This is a genomic window from Limnohabitans sp. Jir72 (genome assembly GCF_003063575.1).
Taxonomy (GTDB): Bacteria; Pseudomonadota; Gammaproteobacteria; order Burkholderiales; family Burkholderiaceae_C; genus Limnohabitans_A.
Map to the genome: position 1 here is coordinate 1 of NZ_NESC01000028.1, position 1,798 is coordinate 1,798.

1 protein-coding gene is annotated in these 1,798 nt (G+C 61.7%); it reads left to right on the forward strand.

What is annotated here, in order from left to right:
• A partial coding sequence (locus tag B9Z52_RS17925; RefSeq protein WP_199222138.1) for an S-layer family protein occupies positions 1-1,798 on the forward strand: 1,798 nt, incomplete at both ends.

The window sequence follows — 1,798 nt, forward strand, 5'->3', positions numbered from 1 at the left end:
CTGACGGTGTCTGGCACAGGCACGGTCAACGGCACGGTGACTGCGGGTAACTTGACAACGGCAGGTACCTTGAACGCCAACGGCGCGACGACACTGGGCGACACTTTGAGCGTGACGGGTCAGTCGACACTGGCTAACTTGAACGCTGCAGTGACCAACCTGGGCACGACCAATGTGAACGGCACGTTGACTGCAACGACCGGCAACATCGGCACGGTCAATGCGAACGTGGCGACGGTGGCAGGCAACTTGAGTGCAGGCAACATCAGCACGGCGGGCACATTGGGTGTGACCGGTCAAACCACCTTGGGTGCTTTGACAGCTGGCACCACCACATTGGCCAGCGCCAACGTGACGGCTAACCTGAACGCAGGCAACATCAGCACAGCGGGTACCTTGAACGCCAACGGTGCCACGACACTGGGCGACACTTTGAGCGTGACGGGTCAGTCGAACTTGAACAGTCTGAACGCGACGGTGACGAACCTGGGCGTGACGACCACAACAGGTCTGAGCAACACAGGTACGCTGACGAACACAGGCAACGCCAACATCACCGGCACGCTGAGTGCAGGCGCAACGACCTTGGCCAGCGCGAACGTGACGGGTGGCTTGAACGTGGTGGGTGCGACGACCACAGCGGGCTTGACCAACACAGGCAACCTGACCAGCACAGGCACAACGCAGTTCAACGGCGCGACGACAGCGAACGGCAGCTTGACCACAACAGGCGCAGCGGTGTTCAACAGCACCGTTCAAGCGGACGGTCTGGTGACAGCGAACGCAGGCGTGACGGTGGCCAACGGCAACTTGGCCGTGAGCGCAGGCAACCTGACGGTGTCTGGCACAGGCACGGTCAACGGCACGGTGACTGCGGGTAACTTGACAACGGCAGGTACCTTGAACGCCAACGGCGCGACGACACTGGGCGACACTTTGAGCGTGACGGGTCAGTCGAACTTGAACAGTCTGAACGCGACGGTGACGAACCTGGGCGTGACGACCACAACAGGTCTGAGCAACACAGGTACGCTGACGAACACAGGCAACGCCAACATCACCGGCACGCTGAGTGCAGGCGCAACGACCTTGGCCAGCGCGAACGTGACGGGTGGCTTGAACGTGGTGGGTGCGACGACCACAGCGGGCTTGACCAACACAGGTGATCTGACCAGCACAGGCACAACGCAGTTCAACGGCGCGACGACAGCGAACGGCAGCTTGACCACAACAGGCGCAGCGGTGTTCAACAGCACCGTTCAAGCGGACGGTCTGGTGACAGCGAACGCAGGCGTGACGGTGGCCAACGGCAACTTGGCCGTGAGCGCAGGCAACCTGACGGTGTCTGGCACAGGCACGGTCAACGGCACGGTGACTGCGGGTAACTTGACAACGGCAGGTACCTTGAACGCCAACGGCGCGACGACACTGGGCGACACTTTGAGCGTGACGGGTCAGTCGAACTTGAACAGTCTGAACGCGACGGTGACGAACCTGGGCGTGACGACCACAACAGGTCTGAGCAACACAGGTACGCTGACGAACACAGGCAACGCCAACATCACCGGCACGCTGAGTGCAGGCGCAACGACCTTGGCCAGCGCGAACGTGACGGGTGGCTTGAACGTGGTGGGTGCGACGACCACAGCGGGCTTGACCAACACAGGCAACCTGACCAGCACAGGCACAACGCAGTTCAACGGCGCGACGACAGCGAACGGCAGCTTGACCACAACAGGCGCAGCGGTGTTCAACAGCACCGTTCAAGCGGACGGTCTGGTGACAGCGAACGCAGGCG